We start from the raw sequence: 18,539 nt of genomic DNA, 5'->3' as shown, positions 1-18,539 counted from the left end.
CTCAGTCGTGCACGTCCTGCGTGGATTCCTGAACAGGCTGATCGAGCAGACCCGGCCTGTCTTCCTGCTTGAGTCGAGGCAGCAGCCAGTAATCAAGCAGCTTGCGTACCACCGGGCCGGCATTCTTGCTGCCCCAACCCGCATTCTCGACAACAACAGCCACTGCAATCTGCGGGTTCTTCACCGGGGCAAAGGCGGAAAACAATGCATGATCGCGCAGATGCTCCTTGAGCTCTTCGGCGTTGTACTTCTGATTCTTGTTGAGCGTAAAGACCTGGGCCGTACCTGATTTGGCAGCCATGGTGTACTCACGCCCAGGGCCGGTGGCCTGAGTCTTGTCAGCCACATCCTGCATGGCATCGATGACCAGGTGCCACCAATCGGGATTCTTGAGCTCGACATCCGGCGGTGTATCGGAAAACGGGGGTTCTACTTCACGATCGCCGACTTTTTTCGCCAGATGCGGGCGAACCCAATGGCCCCGATTGGCCAGTACCGTCATGGCCGTTGCCATCTGAAGGGGCGTTGCCAGCCAATAGCCCTGACCGATACCTGCCGACAGGGTTTCTCCCGGATACCAGACCTTGTTGTAACGAGCGCGTTTCCATTCCCGGGAAGGCATGAGGCCATCGCTTGCGCCCCATACATCGAGGCTATGATCCTCACCGAATCCGAACTTGTGCATGAAAGGTGCGATGCGGTCGATCCCCAGCTCATGCGCCAGGTGATAAAAGTAAGTATCGTTGGACACCACGATGGCGCGATGCATGTCGACCCGTCCATGCCCCCAGCGAAGCCAGTTATGATACTTGCGATCCCCATTGGGCAGCTTGTAATAACCGGGGTCATAGATCGTGTCCGAAGGGTTCATGACCCCGGTCTCCAGGCCATCCAGCGCCATGTAGGGCTTGACCGTCGAAGCCGGTGGATACTGCCCTCGGACAGCACGGTTGTAGAGCGGTAAATCGGTATCATTCTGCAACGCCTGATAGGCCTTGCTGCTGATACCATTGACGAACTGATTGGTGTCATATCCCGGGGTCGAGACCATGGCGAGGATATCGCCATTGCGTGGATCGATGGCGACGATCGCTCCCCGCTTGCCCTTGAGCAATTGCGCCCCGAATTCCTGCAGATCCTTGTCGATGGTCAGCGTCAGATCCTTGCCGGGTTTCGGAGGCGTACGACTGATCTCTCGCAGGATACGCCCGCGGGCATTGGTTTCTACCCGACGCACACCGGCAGTACCATGCAGTGCCTTCTCATAGAAACGCTCGATGCCCGTCTTGCCGATATAGTGGGTCCCGGCATAGTTGCCACTATCGATACGCTTTTCATCGGCCTGACTGATACGTCCAACATAGCCCAGGACATGCGCCATGATGCGACTGTCGGGATAATAGCGCATCAGCTGGGCTTCCACTTCGACGCCCGGTAGGCGATAGCGATTGACGGCAATGCGCGCAATCTGATCTTCGGTAAGATCACTGAGCAGCAGGGCCGGCTCGAACGGTCTCTGACGCTGGCGCGAGCGGGATTGAAGGGTATCGTACATGGCATCCGGTAGATCGAGGATGCGAATAAGGCGCTTGAGTGTCTGATCCACCTCACTGGCCTGCTCACGTACCATGGTGAGATTGTAGGTCGGCCGATTCTCGGCCAGGATACGATGTTCGCGATCGTAGATCAGCCCCCGGTTGGGTGGCAACGGCTCAACCCGGATGCGATTGTTATCGGACCGGGTGATAAAAACATCGTGCTCGAATATCTGAAGGTAGACGAGTCGGCCGGCCAGCACCCCAATCAGTACCAGGACGATCAGGGCCGCCAACAGGCTGCGCCTTCGGAAGACCTCGACTTCCCGAGCGGTATTGCGTAGCGAAGAATTCGGACGACGCATGAGTCAGCGATAAACCGGACAAATGGGCTGAATCATTTCCTTCAGCACTGTAACGGTCAATAACGGCTCGGGCATGAAAAACAATCGCCTGACTGAAAGGTTGAAACCGGTACGCAGGCGAGCGCCTGCACAAGAAGCCTTGAAAAGCGGACCTGTCGAGGCGGGGCCGATCACAAGTCTGCGCACCCTGCCACGTCAACGGTGATAGGGGTGTCCTACCAGTAGCGTCCATGCCCGGTACAGCTGCTCTGCCAGCACGACCCTCACCAGTGGATGCGGGAGTGTCAACGCCGACAATGACCACTGTTCCGCAGCCATCGAAAGACATCGCTGATCGAGACCATCCGGGCCACCCACCAGCAGGGACACATTGCGGCCACCATGACGCCAGGTATCGAGTCGGCCGGCAAGCTTTTCGGTACTCCACTGCCGCCCCGCGACATCCAGAGCCACGACATGGTCATCACGCCCCAGTCGGGCGAGCATACGCTCCCCTTCATGTGCCACGGCCCGGGCGGGATCATCATTGCCGCGACGACTGCCGGGCGCAATTTCAATGATCTCCAGCGCCATGTCGCGCGGCAAGCGCTTGCGATACTCACCGACCCCCTGTTCAACCCAGCTCGGCATCTTATGCCCGACAGCCAGAATGCGCAGTTTCATTGCGGCGTTGGGCTGGCTTCTTCACGAACCAGATCGTTGGGCAGCTCGGTCCAGAGCCGCTCGAGATCGTAGAGCTTGCGGGTCTCCGGCATCATGACATGAACAACCACGTCACCGAGATCCACCAGCACCCACTCCTGGCTCCCCTCGACACCCAGCGGTCTGACACCGCTTTTTTTGGCATGTTCCACCACGTTATCCGCCAACGCACCAACGTGGCGATTCGATGTACCGCTGACGACCACCATGACATCAGTAACACTGGTCAGGGCGGCAACGTCCAGTTCGGCAATTTCGCGCCCCTTGAGTTCCTCGAGCGCTTCAATTACCAGCGATGAGAGTGCTTCAGTCTGCATAGCTCCTCATGGATGTAGTCAAGCAGGCGGCATTGTACCGATGCAGCCCGGTTTCGGCACTGATGTTTTTCTTCATTTTCGAGATGGATCGGCATTCAGCCATTCGGTGCCGATCCGTAGGCGGGGCAGATGTCACAACCATAAAGGCCATGTTCGCGAATATAACGTTCCACCCCCTCCGGCAGCAGATAGCGAACACTGGCGCCAATGGCAAGACGCCGCCGGATTTCGGTTGCCGAAATCGCCATGGCAGTAGGCAATTCCAGATACAGGACGCTCCCACGTGAATGCGCCATCAACGACTCGATATCATCGACTTCCCGGCTGCTTATCAATGCCTTCAGGGAAGCCTCATTCGACCAGTGATGATCGGGCCGACCAATGACCACGATATGTGCCTGGTCAAACAGGTCCTGGGGACGATGCCACTCAGGCAGTAAACGAAAGGCATCAAGTCCCAGCACCATGATCAACCTTGCCTGTTCGCCATATTCATGACGCAGCGACTGCAATGTTTGCAGTGACCAGGAAGGGCCATCGCGCCTCATTTCCCGATCATCGGCCATAAGTCCCGGCGTTTCACCGATACCGGCCGATACCATGGCCAGCCGATCCTCCGAGTCGACTCCCGGCGCCTCACGATGTGGCGGCAGATGACTGGGAATGAGATGAATACGCTCGAGTGCCAGCAATTCCCCCAGTTCCACCGCCGCCCGCAAATGACCAAGGTGAACGGGATCGAAGGTCCCCCCCAGCATGGCAACTCTCACAGGCTGCTCTCTTTCGGACATTTCAGTGACGGACATGGCCATCGCCGATCACGATGTATTTTTGCGTGGTCAAGCCTTGCAGACCCACCGGCCCCCTGACATGCAGTCGATTGGTCGAGATCCCGATCTCGGCGCCCAAACCATATTCACCACCATCAGCAAAGCAGGTGGCTGCATTGACCATGACCGAGCTGGAGTCAACCGCTGCCATGAAGCGACGCGTATGTCCCAGGTGCTGACTGACGATGGCATCAGTATGATGCGACCCGTAGTGATTGATATGCTCGATGGCAGCCTGAAGCCCCTCGACCACGCGAATCGACAGGATCGGGGCCAGATATTCAGTCGACCAGTCACTCTCCTCGGCTATTTCAGCGGCAATCAGCTGCCGAGTACGGTCACAGCCTCTCAGTTCAACGCCCGCTTCCATCAGCCGGCGTGCCATTTCCGGTAGAAAGTCGGCCGCTATCGATTCATCCACCAGCAGTGTCTCCATGGCGCCGCAAATGCCATAACGGTAACACTTGGCATTGAAGGCAACTTCCCATGCCTGATTCAGATCAGCATGGCGATCTACATAAACATGACAAATGCCTTCCAGATGCTTGATGACCGGAACCGTAGCATCAGCGCTGATACGTTCAATCAGCGAACGTCCGCCTCGCGGGATAATGACATCGACATATTGGTCCATTCGGATGAGCGCACCCACGGCCTGACGATCACGGGTACCAACACGCTGCACGCACGCTTCAGGCAAGCCGGCTTCCGCCAGACCGAGCCGAATGCACTCGGCAATTGCCGCATTCGAATGCACGGCCTCCGAGCCCCCGCGCAGAATGGCAGCATTGCCGGATTTCAGGCATAACGCCGCCGCATCGATGGTGACGTTGGGGCGGGATTCATAAATGATTCCGATAACCCCGAGCGGTACGCGCATCCGGCCGATCTGCAGGCCATTGGGGCGTGTACTCAGTTCATCGATTTCTCCCACCGGGTCCGGCAAGGCAGCGACCGTTTCCAATCCGGCAATCATGGCATCGATACGCCGATCATCGAGCGTCAGACGATCCAGCAGCGCTGCCGAGAGCCCATCCTGCTGTGCCTGCTCAAGATCGCGCTCATTGGCAGTACGCAGTATTTCACGCTGCTGTTCAAGCTGAGCTGCCATGGCGTGCAGTGCGGTATTCTTGTCCCCGGTGGTCGCCTCACGCAGGCCTGCTGCTGCACGACGTGCCTGTTGCCCCAGATGGGTAACATGCGCAGTGACATCCTCGCCCTGATCGCTATCGGCATCGGCCCGGGTCTCGACTGAAGACGCCATGGAGTGCGCTCTCCCTGTTTCGAATATATGGCACCGCCAGATCGGGTAGCTCGAGAACGGGTACCGTCCATCACGGTGGTCACCTATACTGCCTTGCCCTGATCGCTTCAGAAGCATGCGACAAGCCGTTCGCCAGCCGTCTGACGGCATGATGAATATTGCATTCCACTATACGGCAGTCAGCTGAACCGATACAAAGTCCACCCGCTGATCGAACATCGCAGCGCTCGCTTTTTGATGCATGGAGTTCCGGATGTCGCCCGTTGACTGGATCACCCAGTTGAGCCATAGCCCCTTGTTGTTGATTCTGGCGGTCGCTCTCACCGCCTTTGCCGAATCGCTGGCGCTGGTGGGACTGGTCGTTCCCGGCGTGCTGATGCTGACGGCTGCCGCCTCACTGGCCGGACACGATCAGGTTTCCATCATCGCGTTGCTGATCAGCGGATTTGTCGGCGCCATCATTGGCGATGGCATCAGTTACTGGCTGGGCAAAAGTCAGCGAGATCATATTCTCCAGTGGTGGCCCTTCAATCGACGACCGGAACTGATCGAACGTGGTCAGCATTTCTTCAGTCGTTACGGCATCCTTTCTGTCGTTTTTGGCCGTTTTGTCGGCCCGGTCAGGCCCATCATTCCGCTGATCGCCGGGATGATGGGCATGTCCTGGCGGCGCTTCATGCTCGTCAATACACTTTCGGCAGCCGCATGGTCACCTGCCTACCTGCTACCCGGTTACTATCTGGGCCGCAGCTGGCAGGAGCATTTCAACCTGCCCATGCATAGCGAACACTGGTTGAGTGTTCTGGTGCTGATCATGATCCTGGCCGGGCTGCTGCTCTCCTGGCTGAGGCGCAGGGTTGATCGGGAAAGCAGACTCTATCGGTCAATACTGCGCCAGGCACGCCACCATCGATCGCTGCGCTGGCTGTGGTTACGCCTGCGTCATGACCGTTTGCATGGCGAAGTCCCCCTGGCATCGATTGCACTGCTACTGGCCACAGCCCTCGGCTTTCTGATCTGGACCATCATGGTCGCGGGCCTGAAGCAGCCATTATTGATGGACACTCAGGTCCAGGGTATTTTCCAGAACATTCAACAGCCATGGCTGACTCGTGCAGCCGTCCTGTGCGCCCGCGTCGGAGACACTTATGGCACCGCAGCCCTGCTGTTGCCATGGCTGGGATGGCTGCTGTGGCATCGCTATCGGGCCGCCCTGATTCACTGGATCGTGGGGCTGGGTCTGCTTTCGATCAGCAACACTCTGCTCAAGGAACTGATCGGCCGCGTCCGTCCGGGAGCGCCGGATTATTTGGCACACTCCTTTTCCTATCCCAGCGCTCACGCATCAACCGCTGTGCTTTTGGCTGGATTGGCCAGCGCCTTCTGGGCCGAATCCCTGCCCCTGAAACGGCGTCACTGGCCCTATCTGGTGGCGCTTTTATGGGTCACGACGATCGGGCTATCGCGAATGGTATTCGGCGTTCACTGGAGCAGCGATATCATTGGCGGCATTCTGCTGGGCCTGACACTATGTGCCGGTCTGCGCATCAGCTATCACGCCAGCACTCACAAGGTAGTCACAGGTGCGCCGTGGAGCAGGTTACTAGGTCTTTCGCTACTGCTGGTCACGCTTCGCATCCTCTGGCTACCGCCCTTTTAAAATCGGCTCACACACCCGTTTCAGAAGGACGGCGCCCGCCTTTTTTCAGGTGAGTGATACCCGCATACGTTGTGTCAGCGCTTCCAGCAGTCGCTCATGCAGCCCCTCAAAGCTGCCATTGCTCATCACGACGATACGATCATTCGGTCGAGCCTCTTCGACAAGGGCATTGATCAGTGCTTCGATCGAATGAAAAACGCGTGAATCCACTCGGCACGCCCGGGAAACCTCATCAACCGACCAGTTCAGGGTAGCTGGCTGGTACCAGTACACCTGATCGGCAGCAGACACACTCTCCGGTAACCGCGCCTTCATTGTCCCCAGACGCATGGTATTGGAGCGCGGCTCAATGACCGCCAGCAGGCGCCCTGCTCTTTGCGTCGAACGCAGCCCTGAAAGCGTGGAGGCAATGGCAGTAGGATGGTGTGCAAAATCATCGATGACTTCGATGCCATCGACCACGCCTCTTAGCTCCTGACGGCGACGCGGCGATGCAAATTCGGCCAGCGCCCGACCAGCCTGCTCCACGCTGACACCCTGCGTAGCCGCTGCTGCTGCCGCTGCCAGCGCATTGACGAGATTATGCCCACCACTCAGCGCCCATTCGGTGGTGTGCGAGGCATGCTGGCCATGATGCAGCGTAAAGCGGCATGTTTCTCCGGGCTCATGCTGCACCTGCCAATCACCGATCGAGACATCCGCCGAGTCACCGAACCGAATGACCGGTGTCCAGCAACCACGTTCCAATACCCGCTTCAGAGCCGGCTCGTCGGCATTGATGACCAATGCCCCCTCGCCCGGGACCGTACGTACAAGATGATGGAACTGACGCTCGATGGCGGCCAGATCATCGAAAATATCAGCGTGATCAAATTCGAGATTGTTCAGCACAGCGACATCGGGTCGGTAATGCACGAACTTGGAACGCTTGTCGAAAAAGGCCGTATCGTACTCATCAGCCTCGATCACAAAAGGCGCTTTCGTGTTTCCCAGACGGGCCGAGATGCCAAAATTGCGCGGTACGCCACCGATCAGAAATCCCGGTGACTGTCCTGCATATTCGAGCAACCAGGCCAGTATGCTGGCTGTTGTGGTTTTGCCATGCGTCCCGGCGACGGCCAGTACAGGTCGGCCACCCAGCACATGCTCCTGAAGCCATTGCGGGCCGGAGGTATAAGGCAGATGACGATTCAGGACTGCCTCTACTTCGGGATTACCACGCGACAGGGCGTTGCCAATGACAACCAGATCAGGCGCCGGCTCAAGATTATCGGGTCCGTAGCCCTCCATCAGGGCAATCCCCTGGGCCTCCAGTTGAGTGCTCATGGGGGGATAGACGCCGGCATCCGACCCTGTCACCCGATAGCCGAGTTCACGCGCCAGCAGGGCCAGGCTCCCCATGAAGGTGCCGCAGATGCCGAGAATATGAATATGCATGCCGCTCTCCACGTTGGAAATCCACCAGGCGCGCAGAGCTTATCAGAAGGCGACAAGCATGAACGAGCCATGGTTGCCCACTGTTTCGAACACACGACAATGCTCGGATCAGCCTGGCACGACCCGGATGGGGAGAGCACCCTGTTGCCGACAGCGACATCCTGTCGCACCTGCTGCCAGAGTCGACTATGCTGCCCGGGCGGCGGGACCGCTGCCGCAAGCTCCGGTCTGCCATATAGCCGGAGTGCCATCAGCCGTCATTCGAACGGCTTCTGTCGAGAGAGCTCCGATAACGAAGCAGGAAATTCATGACTGCCTATAATGCCTTTTACGCGCAATCCGGCGGTGTCTCGGCCGTCATCAACGCCAGCGCCTGCGGCGTAATCGAGACCTGCCGTCAACATAACGATCGCATCGGGCATGTCTATGCCGGTCGTAACGGTATCATCGGCGCCCTCACCGAGGATCTGATCGATACCAATCAGGAGAGTGATGAGGCCATTGCGGCATTACGCCATACCCCGGGTGGCGCCTTCGGCTCCTGCCGCTACAAGCTCAAGGACATCGAAGGCCATCGCCGTCAGTATGAGCGCCTGATCGAGGTTTTTCAGGCACACAATATCCGCTATTTCTTCTATAACGGTGGTGGCGACAGTGCCGATACCTGCCTCAAGGTATCCCAGCTTTCCGAGCGCATGGGCTATCCGATCCAGGCCATTCACGTCGCCAAGACCGTCGATAATGATCTGCCAGTAACCGACAACTCCCCCGGCTTCGGCTCGGTGGCCAAGTACATTGCCACCTCGGTGCGCGAGACAGCACTCGACGTGGCCTCGATGTGTTCGACCTCCACGAAGGTTTTCATTCTGGAAGCCATGGGTCGACACGCCGGCTGGATTGCTGCGGCCGGTGGACTGGCCAGCGAAGGTAACGACGGGCCGCCTCACATTATTCTGCTGCCGGAAGTGTCCTTTGATCGCAAACGCCTGATGAGCCGCATCGATGAGACCGTCAAGCGCTGCGGTTACTGTGTGATCGTGGTGTCCGAAGGCGCCCGCTACGAAGATGGCACTTTTCTCGCCGATGCCGGCAACACCGATGCTTTCGGTCATCGCCAGCTTGGCGGTGTGGCTCCTACCCTCGCCGGCATGGTCAAACAGGATCTGGGGCTGAAATATCACTGGGCAGTCGCCGACTATCTGCAGCGTGCTGCACGCCATATTGCCTCGAAGGTCGATGTCGAGCAGGCCTATGCCGTAGGGCGTCGAGCCGTGGAGTGTGCGCTGGAGGGGAAGAATGCCGTGATGCCGGCCATTCGGCGCGACAGTGAAAGCCCATACCGCTGGTCACTGTTCGATGCCCCACTGGGCGAAGTCGCCAACCAGGAAAAATTCATGCCCAGAGAGTTCATCCGCGAGGACGGACTGGGTATCAGCGATGCCGGTCGCCGCTACCTGCAGCCGCTGATTCAGGGTGAAGACTTCCCGCCGTTTGAAAACGGCTTGCCAAAGATGGCAAGGCTGGCACTTCACCCGGTGAAACGCCGGCTGGACGATTTTGAGCTGTAACGCGCTAGAGTAAAGGGCCCGGCCATCCGGCCGGGCCCTTTATCAATTCAGCCACCAGGAAAGCAGCAGCAACAGCAGCAGCACACCGGCGATCATCTGCCAGAGATTGGCCGGCTCCCGCCAGATGGGCCGCCGTGATGACGCTTCGTTTGCGGTATCGGCATTCGAATCAGCCTCTTCGGGCATCTGACGCAATGCATGCACAAACTCCGACAGCCGCCGATAGCGAAGCGCACGCTGTGGCGACAGTGCCCGTTTCAGGGCCGCATCCAGCGTCTTCGGTATGGCCGGATTGAAGGTACGAATGCTGCGATACCGGAGCTGCGAGAGTTCGGCCGGCTGACGCAGCGACGTCATCGGATAATCGTAAGGAAGCTCTCCCGAGAGCAGCCAGTAGATGGTCGATGCCAGCGAAAACTGGTCGCTGCGCCGGCTGACCTGACTCTCCAGCGCGTATTCGGGCGCACTGTGTACGCTAAGCCCCACCTCGCGGGCCAGGCGTACCGCTTCTCCGTGCATGTCATCCTCGCGACGCGAGCAGGCGCCAAAATCGATCAGCACGACCTGCTCATGCGGGTCGAGCATGACATTTTCCGGTCGAATGGCCTGATGCAGCAGCTCACGTCGATGCAGCGAATGCACTGCCTTGGCGAGCTGACGGGCGATATCCAGACGCTGCTCCAGCCCGGCAGCGGGGTGTGTCTGCAGCCATTGATCCAGCGTCACACCGCCGACATCACGCATCAGATAGTAGAGATAGCGACGTGGACGCGGCGGATCGACCACCTTGACCACAAATGGCGATTTCGCCCGGCTCGCAACCCAGTGCTGCAGCATGAAATGTTCCAGGTAAGCATTGCGCTGTGACAGTTCCGGACTGGGTGCCTTCATGATCAGCCGCGTGCCGCGCTCCATGTCACGCACGCGGTAAACCCGTGCCTTGGCATTGCGCGATAGCACCGCCTCTACCTCGAACCCATCGAGTCGATCACCCGGCTCCATTTCCGATGGAATCGGCAGCGTGTCATAACGCTGAAAACCGGGCTCACCATGGGGCTCCGGTAAACGATCCACCCGCACCAGCTGAAAACAGAACGCCTCGGCCCCATACCCCCGATCCAGAGCACGCTCGCTGGCGAAATGTGCCAGTCGCTCACAAGCGGCATCGAGATCACTGGCATTCTGCCGAATCAGCTGGACATAGTCCGAAGGCAATAGCGTGCCCCGAACGGCCTGGGTCGTGAACAGGAAGATATCGCCCTGCTTGAGTGGCATGCTCAGGTAATCGATATCAATGCTGCCATCCATGCCCAACGCCCGGGAGGGATAGCGATAGCCCCCGAGATCGGTAACATGATCACGCGAGAGTTGCTCGAACTCCGCGCCGCGCAGCCGAAATACCAGCGTATCGCCCATATGAAAGAGATGCGCTTCTTCGCCCCGGAATACCACGGCAGAAAGCGAGCTGACATAACTGCCACCGGTTACGAAGCGACTCTGGCTGAAACACCAGCCATTCAGGGCGCGCAACACCCGCGTTGCGGAAGTCTTCACATCCCAGTGTTCGGGCGTCGAAAAATAATCGGCCAGAAAACCACGCACCGACAGGTCGCCTGCCTGACGAGCGATGGCATTGCGCCAGGTGGAGTCGGCAATCACTGCACACCCACCCTTGGCAGAAAGCTGTGCCGGCTGGTCCGGCACTTGTACGGCCATCGATGAACGATGGCGGCGCTGATCGGGTGCAACAAAGGCGTGGCCGAAGCTCAGCGACAGTTCATTCTCCACGTAACCCCCTGTGACACCGTGCCCGCCACGACCTTCGACGCACTATGCGAAGATGACGATAGGCCTGGACCCGTATTGGTAATCGCACAACCCAGTTCGTATAATTTCACGGATTCTCGCCTTTAAGACCATCAACCCGCAATGCAAGGACTCACTCAATGAGTTTCGACAGGCTCCCTGCCGGCAAGGATATCCCCGATGATCTGTACATCGCGATCGAAATCCCTGCCAACCATACGCCGATCAAGTATGAGATCGACAAGGAACTGGATGCCGTGATGGTCGACCGATTCATGGCGACGCCCATGTTCTATCCGGCCAACTACGGTTTCATTTCCAACACCCTGGCTGACGATGGCGATCCACTGGACGCCCTGGTTGTGACACCCTATCCGGTCCAGGCCGGTTCGGTCATCCGGGCACGCCCGGTCGGCATCCTCAACATGAGTGATGAAGCCGGCGAAGATGCCAAACTGATCTGCGTGCCGCACCGCAAGCTGACCAGCCTCTACGATGACGTCGAGGAAATTACCGATCTGCCCGAGCTGCTGCGCCAGCAGATTGCTCACTTTTTCGAGAATTACAAGGATCTCGAAAAGGGCAAATGGGTCAAGGTCGACTCCTGGGATAATGCTGACGCAGCCCGTCGGGCCGTCGAAAAAGCTGTTCGTGCCTGGGAGCAGGAACAACAGCAGTAAGGCTATAGACGCCAACCGACCGCACAGGTCGCGTTCAGGCAGTCACGCACTGCGCCCGGGAGCAAGCCCCGGGCGCAATGTTGCTTCCCGACACTCGTCAAGCGCCGGCCGGACGGCTATCCTGCGGCCTGATTCAATGCCGGAGCCCAAGATGCCACGTCCCGGTTGGGTACTCTCTGCCCTGCTTGGCTGGATGCTGATGCTGTTTGCCACAACAGCACTGGCGGTCTCGTCCACCTTTCCTGATAACCCTGCCCCCTCTTCTTCGAGCCGCTGGTTCGGTGAGTCATCACACCCCGACTTCCTGCCCGTCGACCAAGCCTTCAAGGCCCGAGCCTGGCGCAATGAAAATCATGTGCAGGTCGGGATGCAGAGCGCCGATGGCTACTACCTCTATCGCCACCGCTTCGCACTGGAAAGTGCCACCCCCGGCCTGCGTCTCGGCCCCCTGCAATTACCGCCCGGTGAGCGTGAGCAGGATCAGTGGATGGGCGAGGTGCATATTTTCCGTGATCGAGTGGTACTGAGTGCACCGATCGAAGCGGATGCCGGCGTCAATCCCGCCCTGCTGGAGATCCGGCTAAGCTATCAGGGCTGTGCTGAAGCCGGGCTGTGCTATCCCCCACAGCATCAACAGCTGCTCGTCAACGAACAGCGGCCGCCCGCCGAATTTGCTCACGCACCCGGGATTGATCCGATACAAGGCACCATACACCAGACGCCGGCTCCACAGGCGACTGCCGAACCATCCCCTCCCGCACAGTCAACCCCGACAACCAACGATCACTATACGACCCTGCTCAGTGACGCCTCCCTGCCATGGATGCTGGTACTTTTTCTGCTGGCCGGTCTGGGATTGACCTTCACACCCTGTGTTCTTCCCATGCTACCGATCGTGACCACCCTTGTGGTGGGCCAGCATGCCACCCGGGGACGGGCACTGTTACTCTCCGCCAGCTATGTAGCGGGGATGGCATCAACATATGCATTGCTGGGAACGCTGACCGGTCTCTTTGGTGCCGGGTTCAATCTCCAGGCTCGCCTTCAGTCACCCTGGGTGCTGGGCAGCGTCTCTCTATTGCTTGTCATGCTGGCCGGCTGGCTGGCGGAGTGGTTCAGACTGCCTGCGCTTCCCGGTCATCGCTTGCGCCACGGACTGCACAGCCTCCAGCATCGTTTGCAACAGGCTGGCCCGGGCGGCGCCATACTGGCAGGCGCCCTCTCCACACTGGTTGTTTCACCCTGCATCTCGGCGCCCCTGGCCGGCGCCATGGTCTATCTATCGACCACTGGCAACGCCCTGCACGGTGGACTGGCACTGCTGGCCCTCGGCCTGGGCATGGGTATCCCGCTGATCCTGGTGGCCACCCTGGGCGCCGGTTGGCTACCGCGCAGCGGTGCCTGGCTGGGCCATGTCCGCAATGCCTTTGCCCTGCTGATGTTGGCCCTGGCCCTGTGGCTTGTACAGCGTCTGCTCCCGGCCTCGGCAAGTGTACTGCTGTGGGGCGTTTTGGCGCTGTGCCTTGGTATTGGGCTGGGTGCACTGCGTATCGATACGCCCCCCGGCTGGCCGCGCCTGCGCCAGGCTCTGGCACTGGCTGTCACGGTGTGGGGGATCGCCTGTATCATCGGTGCAGCCCGGGGCACAGATGATCCGTTGCGCCCATTGGCACCGATGACGCCCACGGCGGCCTCCACTGCGATGCAGCCCTCTGCTCCCCGATTCACGACCGTTACCTCTCCCGAGGCTTTACAGGCAGCTCTGAAGCGTGCCGCCAGGCAAGGCCGCCCTGCGCTGGTGGACATCTACGCCGACTGGTGTATCAGTTGCCGTGAAATGGAGCGCCATGTTTTTCCCGCGGCCAGGCTGGCTGAAAAGCTCGATCGTTTCACTCTGATCAGGGCCGATGTCACCGATCCGGCCGGGCAGGCCATTCTGCGCAATCGCCAGCTGTTCGGGCCTCCGGCACTGCTATTCTTTGATGTGGATCATAGCGGCCATTTCAGCGAACGCAGAACACTGCGTACCCAGGGAGAAGTCGGTATCAAAGCGCTTGCACGGCTGCTCGACGCGGTACCGGACACTTCCGCGAAGTAACATTCCACCGCTTGCGAACGTTGAGTCCATACCTCGCGAAACACTGTTCCCCATGCGCTGGACAGCACAGTTTTTTTTCGGCAAACTCCGCCGACATCGCACCCGGACGGCAACGTCCCTGATTGTGACGTGATCTTGTCGCCGAAAAGGCAGGTTAACAGCGTCAGCCTATCCTTTTTCAGCGACCCATATCGCGTTCAACGCTACTCGTTTAGATTCGGACCCTGTCTTGCGGCAGGGGTCGACCAGTCACCTATCAGCGGAACAACGACATGGACATTCGCAAGGTCAAGAAACTGATCGAGCTGCTGGAAGAGTCCAACATCAGCGAAATCGAGATTCAGGAAGGCGAGGAATCCGTTCGGATCAGCCGCAATCTGCTCGGCCAGGCATCGATGGGTCAGCAGCCAATGGGCTACTATCCTCAGGCCCAGCCACAGGCACCACAGGCCGCACCTCAGCAGGGCGCAGCACCAGCCGCAGCCGCCGAGGAAGCGCCCGCCGAAACGCCCACCGGCAATAGCGTCAACTCGCCCATGGTCGGCACCTTCTATCGTTCACCTGCCCCCGGCGCCAAGCCCTTTGTCGAAGTCGGCCAGCGTGTACGCAAGGGCGACACGGTCTGCATCGTCGAAGCGATGAAGATGATGAACCAGATCGAAGCCGATCACGACGGTGTGATCGAATCCATTCTGGTCGAGGACGGCGAACCGGTCGAATTCGATCAGCCGATGCTCATCATTGCCTGACGGAATGTGACCATGCTGGAAAAGGTACTCATCGCCAACCGTGGCGAGATTGCACTGCGCATCCTGCGTGCCTGCAAGGAACTGGGCATTCGCACGGTAGCCGCCCACTCCAAGGTCGACCGTGATCTGATTCATGTTCGTCTGGCTGATGAAGCTGTCTGTATCGGTCCGACGCCTTCACCCGGATCCTATCTCAACATCCCGGCCCTGATCTCGGCCGCCGAAGTGACCGACTCGACCGCCATCCACCCCGGTTACGGCTTCCTCTCGGAAAACGCCAACTTTGCCGAACAGGTTGAACGTTCCGGCTTTGTCTTCGTCGGGCCCACGGCCGATGTCATCCGCATGATGGGTGATAAGGTTTCGGCCATTGAAGCCATGAAGCAGGCTGGCGTCCCGACAGTGCCTGGCTCGAACGGCCCGCTGCCCGACAATGACGACGAAGTCGTCGCCATCGCCCGCCGTATCGGTTTCCCGGTCATGATCAAGGCGGCAGCCGGCGGCGGCGGTCGCGGCATGCGCGTGGTACGTGACGAAGCACAGCTGGTGTCCTCGGTCGCCATCACTCGCTCGGAGGCCAATGCCGCCTTCGGCAGCGATGTCGTCTATATGGAGAAATATCTCGAGCGCCCCCGTCATATCGAAGTGCAGGTACTCGCTGATGGACAGGGCAATGCGATTCATCTTTATGATCGCGACTGCTCACTGCAGCGCCGGCACCAGAAGGTGCTCGAGGAGGCGCCTGCGCCCCACGTGGATGAAGAAGCGCGCCAGAAGGTACTCAAGGCGTGTGTCGATGCCTGTATCGAAATCGGCTATCGCGGCGCCGGTACTTTCGAGTTCCTCTATGAGAATGGCGAGTATTTCTTTATCGAGATGAATACCCGCGTACAGGTCGAGCACCCGGTTACCGAAATGGTTACGGGTGTGGACATCGTCAAGGAGCAGCTCAAGATCGCCTCAGGCATGCCGCTGTCGATCAGACAGGAAGATGTCACCGTACTCGGCCACTCCTTTGAGTGTCGCATCAACGCCGAAGACGCTCGTACCTTCATGCCCTCTCCCGGTCGTATCGAGTTCTATCATGCCCCGGGTGGGCTGGGCGTACGCATGGATTCGCACATGTATACCGGCTATACCGTGCCTCCAAGCTATGACTCGCTGATCGGCAAGCTGATCACCTGGGGTGAGAATCGCGAGAGCGCCCTGACGCGCATGCGCAACGCCCTGGACGAGCTGCTGGTGGAAGGGATCAAGACCAATACCGATCTGCACAAGGATCTGGTCCGCGATCCGGCTTTCCGGGAAGGTGGCGTCAATATCCACTATCTTGAGCACAAACTCGGAATCCAGTAACACTCGGCGTTCATGACGACCGGTAACGGAGGCGACATGCTCGCCTCCGTTTTCTTTTCAACTTTCACCAACGGCGACAGGATACTGCCATGGCCTGGCTGCAACTCAAGGCACATGTCTCTCCAGACAATGCCGAACTGCTCGAGGAACTGCTGACCGCCGAAGGGGCCAGCGCCATCACACTCGAAGATGCCGTTGATGACCCCGTTTTCGAGCCCGAACGCGGGACTACACCATTGTGGCAGCAGACCGTGCTGACTGGTCTCTACGACGACCTGGAAGACGTACAGGCCATGCTCGAGCGCGTCGCTCGCGCCTGGGCAAAGCAGGCGGCCGAAGAGCCCTGCCCTGAAATCGAATACGACGTGCTCGAGGATCGCGACTGGAGTCGCGAATGGATGGATGGCTTCGCCCCGCTGCAGATGGGTCGGCGATTGTGGATCGTCCCCAGCTGGTTCGAGGCGCCCGACCCCGAAGGGGTCAATCTGCTGCTCGATCCAGGCCTTGCCTTTGGTACCGGCACCCATCCGACTACGGCGCTCTGCCTGCGCTGGCTCGATGAACTGGCCGACAACGGCGGACTCGACAATATCGACATCATGGATATCGGCTGTGGCTCAGGCATTCTGGCCATTGCGGCGCTCAAGCTGGGGGCTCGCCACGCCATCGGAACCGATATCGATCCTCAGGCCTTGCAGGCCAGTCGCGACAATGCTCGGCGCAATGACATCGAAGATGACGACTTCGAGCTTCACCTGCCCGAACAGGCCCCTGCCACCCCTCATGCCGTGGTGCTTGCCAATATTCTGGCAACCCCCTTGATCGAGTTGGCTGATACCATTGCCAATGCTGTTGCACCCGGCGGCCGCATTGCGCTGTCGGGCATTCTTGTTCATCAGGCCGAGAGTGTGCTTGAGGCCTATCGTGAGCAGGGGCTGATCATGCATGAGCCCACGGAACAGGAAGGATGGGTACGTCTCGACGGTTACCGCCCTGCCTGATCCCGCGTCAAGGCAACCGTCAACATGAGGTAACCGACGGTTGCCATGACAGTATCGAATCATCCTTTAATGGTTCTTCAAGAAGCGCCCCCGTACCGTTATCATGTGCCTCCTCTTCCCGCAAAGCCCGACTCCATGACTCAGTGTCTGCCTCGTATCGGCCAGCATGAGCTGTCCGGACGCGCTATTCTGGCCCCCATGGCCGGTGTTACCGACCGCCCCTTTCGGCAGCTTTGCCGACGGCTGGGCGCGGCTCTGGTGGTGTCGGAAATGGTGACAGCCGACAAGCGCCTGTGGCATACGCCGAAGTCTCGACTCAGGCTGGATCATCGGGGTGAGCAGGGGCCACGCAGCGTTCAGATTGCCGGTGGTGACGCCGCCATGCTGGCTGAAGCGGCACGCATCAATGCCGATCATGGCGCCGATATCATCGATATCAACATGGGCTGTCCGGCCAAGAAGGTCTGCAACAAGGCCGCCGGTTCGGCACTGATGCGTGATGAACCACTGGTCGCGGAGATTCTCGCCGCGGTCGTGGCCGCCGTGGATATCCCCGTCACCCTGAAGATCCGTACCGGCTGGTGTGAGAACAGCCGTAATGCATTGACCATCGCACGTCTTGCCGAAGCGAACGGGATTGCCGCCCTGGCTGTCCACGGCCGGACGCGCGAACAGCGCTATAATGGCAGTGCCGAGTACGACACCATCGCTGAAATCAAGTCGCAGCTGAGTATTCCGGTCTTCGCCAACGGAGATATCGACCATCCCGAGCGAGCCCGCGAAGTGCTTGATTACACTGGCGCCGACGCTTTGTTGATCGGTCGGGGAGCCCAGGGTAACCCCTGGATATTCCGTGAGATCGAACACTACCTGCGCACCGGTCATCATCTGGCGCCCCCGGATGACGATGAGCGATGCCGTGTCATGGGCACTCACCTTGATGCGCTTCATGAACATTACGGGGAGTACATGGGAGTCCGCATCGCTCGCAAGCATATCGGCTGGTATCTGGCATCCGGCATGCATGACGACTCGCTGCGGCAATCCTTCAACAGCCTGACGACGCCAGACGAGCAGCACCGATTTCTCGCCCGGCTATTCGCCGGCACGCGGGCGCGTGCCGCAACCAAGGGAACTCGTGCAGCATGACCACTGAATATGCCCTGACCAC

15 protein-coding genes are annotated in these 18,539 nt (G+C 59.2%); 8 read left to right on the top strand and 7 right to left on the bottom strand.

Going from position 1 to position 18,539, the window contains the following annotated elements; translation table 11 throughout:
- Position 1: 1 nt before the first annotated feature.
- The 5 genes from mrdA to FY550_RS07080 all read right to left on the bottom strand — a co-directional run bounded on the left by mrdA (position 2) and on the right by FY550_RS07080 (position 5,013).
- Positions 2-1,900 carry a penicillin-binding protein 2 gene (gene mrdA / locus FY550_RS07100; RefSeq protein WP_149054441.1) on the bottom strand — a complete coding sequence of 633 codons (1,899 nt, stop codon included), beginning with the start codon at positions 1,898-1,900 and terminating at the stop codon, positions 2-4.
- A 195-nt stretch (positions 1,901-2,095) separates the two neighbouring features.
- Entirely contained in the window at positions 2,096-2,563 is a 468-nt protein-coding gene (gene rlmH / locus FY550_RS07095; protein WP_070977244.1) for a 23S rRNA (pseudouridine(1915)-N(3))-methyltransferase RlmH, read from the bottom strand.
- Positions 2,560-2,919, bottom strand: coding sequence for a ribosome silencing factor (gene rsfS, locus FY550_RS07090; protein WP_070977243.1), 360 nt, complete (start codon positions 2,917-2,919; stop codon positions 2,560-2,562). Before rsfS ends, rlmH begins: the two co-directional genes overlap by 4 nt.
- A gap of 95 nt (positions 2,920-3,014) precedes the next feature.
- Positions 3,015-3,689: a nicotinate-nucleotide adenylyltransferase gene (gene nadD, locus FY550_RS07085; protein WP_325062983.1), complete on the bottom strand. Its 675-nt coding sequence runs from the start codon at positions 3,687-3,689 to the stop codon at positions 3,015-3,017.
- Positions 3,690-3,711: 22 nt separating this feature from the next.
- On the bottom strand, positions 3,712-5,013 hold the full coding sequence (locus tag FY550_RS07080; RefSeq protein WP_070977241.1) for a glutamate-5-semialdehyde dehydrogenase: 1,302 nt from the start codon (positions 5,011-5,013) through the stop codon (positions 3,712-3,714).
- 253 nt (positions 5,014-5,266) lie between these two features.
- Here FY550_RS07080 and FY550_RS07075 point away from each other — a divergent pair, with 253 nt between their 5' ends.
- Entirely contained in the window at positions 5,267-6,673 is a 1,407-nt protein-coding gene (locus FY550_RS07075; protein WP_070977240.1) for a bifunctional DedA family/phosphatase PAP2 family protein, read from the top strand.
- A gap of 45 nt (positions 6,674-6,718) precedes the next feature.
- Here FY550_RS07075 and mpl read toward each other — a convergent pair whose 3' ends face one another.
- The gene (mpl, locus tag FY550_RS07070; RefSeq protein WP_070977239.1) at positions 6,719-8,110 is read right to left on the bottom strand and encodes a UDP-N-acetylmuramate:L-alanyl-gamma-D-glutamyl-meso-diaminopimelate ligase; all 1,392 of its coding nucleotides are present in this window, start codon (positions 8,108-8,110) and stop codon (positions 6,719-6,721) included.
- Positions 8,111-8,418: 308 nt separating this feature from the next.
- On the opposite strand from mpl, the gene FY550_RS07065 reads away from it, so the two are divergent.
- Positions 8,419-9,678: a 6-phosphofructokinase gene (locus FY550_RS07065; protein ID WP_149054440.1), complete on the top strand. Its 1,260-nt coding sequence runs from the start codon at positions 8,419-8,421 to the stop codon at positions 9,676-9,678.
- A gap of 42 nt (positions 9,679-9,720) precedes the next feature.
- On the opposite strand, the gene FY550_RS07060 is transcribed toward FY550_RS07065, so the two are convergent.
- A complete protein-coding gene (locus FY550_RS07060) occupies positions 9,721-11,394 on the bottom strand; it encodes a bifunctional protein-serine/threonine kinase/phosphatase (protein ID WP_149054700.1) in 1,674 nt (557 codons plus the stop codon).
- A 230-nt stretch (positions 11,395-11,624) separates the two neighbouring features.
- On the opposite strand from FY550_RS07060, the gene ppa reads away from it, so the two are divergent.
- From ppa to dusB, 6 genes are all read left to right on the top strand, one after another.
- Positions 11,625-12,164 (top strand): inorganic diphosphatase, encoded by a 540-nt coding sequence (ppa, locus tag FY550_RS07055; protein ID WP_070977238.1) that lies wholly within the window; start codon positions 11,625-11,627, stop codon positions 12,162-12,164.
- A gap of 151 nt (positions 12,165-12,315) precedes the next feature.
- On the top strand, positions 12,316-14,262 hold the full coding sequence (dsbD, locus tag FY550_RS07050) for a protein-disulfide reductase DsbD (protein ID WP_168169282.1): 1,947 nt from the start codon (positions 12,316-12,318) through the stop codon (positions 14,260-14,262).
- Between the two features lie 272 nt (positions 14,263-14,534).
- Positions 14,535-15,011 carry an acetyl-CoA carboxylase biotin carboxyl carrier protein gene (gene accB, locus FY550_RS07045; protein WP_070977237.1) on the top strand — a complete coding sequence of 159 codons (477 nt, stop codon included), beginning with the start codon at positions 14,535-14,537 and terminating at the stop codon, positions 15,009-15,011.
- 12 nt (positions 15,012-15,023) lie between these two features.
- Positions 15,024-16,367: an acetyl-CoA carboxylase biotin carboxylase subunit gene (gene accC / locus FY550_RS07040; RefSeq protein ID WP_070977236.1), complete on the top strand. Its 1,344-nt coding sequence runs from the start codon at positions 15,024-15,026 to the stop codon at positions 16,365-16,367.
- 89 nt (positions 16,368-16,456) lie between these two features.
- A complete protein-coding gene (gene prmA / locus FY550_RS07035) occupies positions 16,457-17,368 on the top strand; it encodes a 50S ribosomal protein L11 methyltransferase (protein WP_070977234.1) in 912 nt (303 codons plus the stop codon).
- A 135-nt stretch (positions 17,369-17,503) separates the two neighbouring features.
- On the top strand, positions 17,504-18,517 hold the full coding sequence (gene dusB / locus FY550_RS07030; protein WP_070977231.1) for a tRNA dihydrouridine synthase DusB: 1,014 nt from the start codon (positions 17,504-17,506) through the stop codon (positions 18,515-18,517).
- Positions 18,518-18,539: the final 22 nt, after the last annotated feature.

Origin of the sequence: Kushneria phosphatilytica (assembly GCF_008247605.1) — a bacterium.
In the GTDB taxonomy this organism is placed as follows: Bacteria; Pseudomonadota; Gammaproteobacteria; order Pseudomonadales; family Halomonadaceae; genus Kushneria; species Kushneria phosphatilytica.
This window is presented reverse-complemented; position numbering and strand designations above follow the sequence as displayed.